The 3,685-nt window shown below is 62.8% G+C and carries 4 protein-coding genes; 3 read left to right on the top strand and 1 reads right to left on the bottom strand.

What is annotated here, in order from left to right:
• Positions 1-375 (top strand): PRC-barrel domain-containing protein (locus tag EOC06_RS42740; RefSeq protein ID WP_245469713.1); only part of this gene is annotated, 375 nt, incomplete at its 5' end.
• Positions 376-420: 45 nt separating this feature from the next.
• Here the strand turns inward: EOC06_RS42740 and EOC06_RS17520 are convergent.
• Positions 421-1,989 carry an alkaline phosphatase family protein gene (locus tag EOC06_RS17520; protein WP_128308355.1) on the bottom strand — a complete coding sequence of 523 codons (1,569 nt, stop codon included), beginning with the start codon at positions 1,987-1,989 and terminating at the stop codon, positions 421-423.
• Positions 1,990-2,213: 224 nt separating this feature from the next.
• Between EOC06_RS17520 and EOC06_RS17515 the strand changes: the two genes are divergently transcribed.
• Together EOC06_RS17515 and EOC06_RS17510 are read left to right on the top strand one after the other, a co-directional pair.
• The gene (locus EOC06_RS17515) at positions 2,214-3,146 is read left to right on the top strand and encodes a VOC family protein (RefSeq protein ID WP_128308354.1); all 933 of its coding nucleotides are present in this window, start codon (positions 2,214-2,216) and stop codon (positions 3,144-3,146) included.
• Positions 3,147-3,150: 4 nt separating this feature from the next.
• The coding region (locus tag EOC06_RS17510; RefSeq protein WP_164898627.1) for an alpha/beta hydrolase at positions 3,151-3,685 on the top strand (535 nt) is incomplete at its 3' end.

The following is a 3,685-nucleotide window of genomic DNA, read 5'->3' as shown; positions in this document are numbered from 1 at the left end:
GCTCCCGACCAGACACAGACTGCCGCCATCGACAAGTCGACGTTGACCGAGATGCCGGTCGGCGAGATTCGTGCCGATGACCTGAAGGGCACGACTGTCTACGGCGCAAACGACGCCAGGGTTGGCGAAATCGGCGATGTCGTGCTTGCGCCTGACAACAAGACGGACGCGGTGATCGTCGACGTTGGCGGCTTCTTAGGCGTCGGTGAAAAGGAGGTCGCGGTTGGTATGGATAATCTCAAATTCATGACCGACAAGGACGGCAACAAGTACCTCTACACGACCTTCACCAAGGAACAGCTCGAGGCTCAAACCGCCTATGACAAGGGCAGCTATGCTGAGCAGCGCGATCAGCAGCGCATGATCGTCAGGTAATTCTGTTCAGCCAAATAAAGCCCGCGCTGGCAACGGCGCGGGCTTTTATGTGTGGCCAGGTGGCAGGCCAGCGGCATGGCCGACGAGGCCGCTCTCGGTCAATTCTGCCAGTGCCAACGACTGGTCGAGATGTTCGGCCCGCCAAGCGAGCAGCCGCTCGGCGAACTCCAGCCGCACGGCGAGATGGGCGGGGTCGGCCGCGAGATTGTCCAGTTCGCCCGGATCGCTTTTCAGATCGAACAGCAGCGGCGGCAAGTTGCCGCCGAAATGCACATATTTGAAATGTTCCGTGCGGATGACGGCGAGATTGCATTGGCGTGAGGCGATGCCGAAATGGCGTTCGGCCTCGCCCGCGGCGATCGAGCGGAAGTCGAACTCCCAATGCGCGGCATCGCGCCACGCCGCAGGGACTTCTCCGCTCAGGAACGGCTTCAGCGAGGCGCCGTCGAGATGCGGCGCGGGCTCTTCGCCGAGCAGGTCGAGAAGCGTCGGCAAAATGTCGACCGCTTCGGTGAAGCTGTCGACATTGCCGCCGGCCGCGTTGCCGTGGCGCGGATCGCGAATGATCAACGGAATGTGGTAGCTGCCGTCGAAATAGCCGCCCTTGCCCAGCATGAAATGGTCGCCCATCATCTCGGCATGGTCCGAGGTCAGCACGATGATGGTGTCGTCCCACGCGCCGGCGGCCTTGACCGCTTGCCAGACGCGGCCGAGCTGCGCGTCCACCTCGAAAATCATGCCGTAATAGATCGCGCGGATGCGGCGAAAATCGTCTTCGCTCCAGTCGTGCACCTTGCCTCTGGCGTCGGGGCGGAATTTTATCTGGTTCTGCCGGCCGAGATCATAGGCAAGGTAGGGATGGTTTTCCGCCTCTTCCTGCCAGCTTGCCGCGCGCCGGAAGGCCGGGCCGTCAGCCGGATCGTACCTCGTGTTGTAGGGCTCCGGCACAATGAAAGGCGGGTGCGGGCTGATGAAGGAAAGATGCGCGAACCACGGCGTGGCGTCCTCCTGTTCGCCAAGCCAACGCGTAAATTCGCCGGTCAGGAAAGCCGCCGGCGTTTGTTGCCCGGAGTAGACGGGCGGCGCGTTGCTGATGGTCCCGGCCAAGCCGTCGGCCAGCGGACGGTGGATGTCGGGAGACCCGGCGCTGGCGTCGACACCTTGCAGCTCCAGCCAGGATAGCCATTGCTTCTGGTGCTCGGGCAGCAACTGGCGCACCGTAAAGCCCGGCAGCACGCCTTCATAGCTTTGCAGCCGCGGATCGCCCGGCGCCAGCAGGCGCGGATCGAGCGAGACGTCGGTGTAGCCGAACAGCGTCGGATCATAGCCCAGGGCGCGAGCCGAGAGCGCGATGTTGCCGTGGCGAGCGTCGAGCGGCGTGCCGTTGCGGCAGACGCGGTTGTTCATCTGGTAGAGGCCGGTGTAGAGGCAGGCGCGAGCGGGCGAACAGGGCGCCGCGCCGCCATAGTGCCGCTTGAACAGCACACCCTCCGCGGCCAAAGCGTCGGCATTCGGCGTCTGTACGACCGGGTGGCCGGCTGCGGACAGACAATCGCCACGCCACTGATCGCATGTGATCAGGAGAATGTTGGGCCGCCTGGCTTTTCCAGTCACTCACAATACCTTTGTCGCGGGATGTCGAACGCCTTTCATGGAACCGATTCCGGCCACGGCGCAAGTCTGACCTGCGAACCAATTGGTGAACGAACCTTGTTCCATCGTTCACTTTTACGACACAGTCCATTCTGTGTTTGCCGCCTTTGCGTAAACTGCTCTGGTCCTCATATTGGCGTGGACAGCGGCGAGGGCCGCACATGCACCAAGGAAGGAGCAAGACAATGCTCGACCAGATCAAGGGCCTGCATCACGTCACATCGATGGCCAGGGATGCCCGCCAGAACAACGAATTCTTCACCAGGAAACTCGGCCAGCGCCGGGTCAAGAAGACCGTCAATTTCGACGCGCCCGACGTCTACCACCTCTATTACGGTGACGAGACCGGCACGCCGGGTTCGGTGATGACCTATTTCCCTTTCCCCGATATAGGCAAGGGCCGGCATGGGGTCGGGGAAGTCGGAACCACCGTCTACTCGGTGCCGGAAGGCACGCTTGGCTATTGGGAAAGCCGTTTTGCCGATGAGGGCGTCACCGGCCTGTCGCGTGAAGAGACATTCGGCGAGAAGCGTCTGGCCTTTGCCGGACCGGATGGCGACGGTTTCGCGCTGGTCGAGGACAAGGCCGACGCAAGAGCACCCTGGGCGAAGGGCGGTGTTCCCACGGACGAGGCGATCCGTGGCTTTCACTCGGTGTCGCTTCGGCTGAAGGACGGTGGCGCCACTGAGGAGCTGCTGAAGTTCATGGGCTATGAGGAAGTCGACAAGTCCAGCAATCTCAAGCGGCTGGCGGTGAAGAACGGCAATGGCGCCGATGTCATCGACATCGAATCGCTGCCGAGCACAGCCTTCGCCGATCTCGGTGCCGGCTCTGTCCATCACGTCGCCTTCGCGGTCGAGAATCGCGCCAGGCAGCTCGAAGTGCGCAAGGCGTTGATGGATACCGGCTATGGCGTGACGCCGGTGATCGACCGCGACTACTTCTGGGCGATCTATTTCCGCACGCCGGGTGGCGTGCTGTTCGAAGTCGCCACCAACGAGCCGGGTTTCGACAGGGATGAGGACACCGCTCATCTCGGTGAGGCGCTGAAGCTGCCGACGCAGCATCAGCACCTGCGACCCTATCTTGAACAGCATCTGCAGAAGCTGGAAGGCTGAGGTCATGAGCAAGGACGCTTACATCCACAAGCTGCTGCCCGGTTCGCCGGGCGGTCCGCTGCTGTTCGTCTTCCATGGCACTGGAGGCGATGAGAACCAGCTTCTGTCGCTGGGGCGCGATCTCGCGCCCCAGGCAACCATCATCTCGCCGCGCGGCGATGTGTCCGAACAAGGTGCCGCGCGCTTCTTTCGCCGCACCGGCGAGGGCGTCTACGACATGGAGGATCTGGCACGGGCGACGATCAGGATGGCGGGCTTCGTCAAAGCCCATGTCGAAGCAGCGAAGCCATCGGCCGTGCTGGGTCTCGGCTATTCCAACGGCGCGAATGTCCTGGCCTCGGTGGTGTTCGCGGTTCCAGCGCTGTTCGGCGCGTCGGTGTTGATGCATCCGCTGATCCCGTTCGAGCCGCAGGTGAAGGGCAGTCTCGCCGGCCGCCATATTCTGATGACCGCCGGCAAGCGCGACCCGATCTGCCCGCCGAACCTGACCACGCGACTCGAGGCATATTTGCGTGCCGACGGCGCCGATGTCACAGTGG

It is taken from the genome of Mesorhizobium sp. M7A.F.Ca.MR.362.00.0.0, assembly GCF_004023175.1.
Classification (GTDB): domain Bacteria; phylum Pseudomonadota; class Alphaproteobacteria; order Rhizobiales; family Rhizobiaceae; genus Mesorhizobium.
This window is presented reverse-complemented; position numbering and strand designations above follow the sequence as displayed.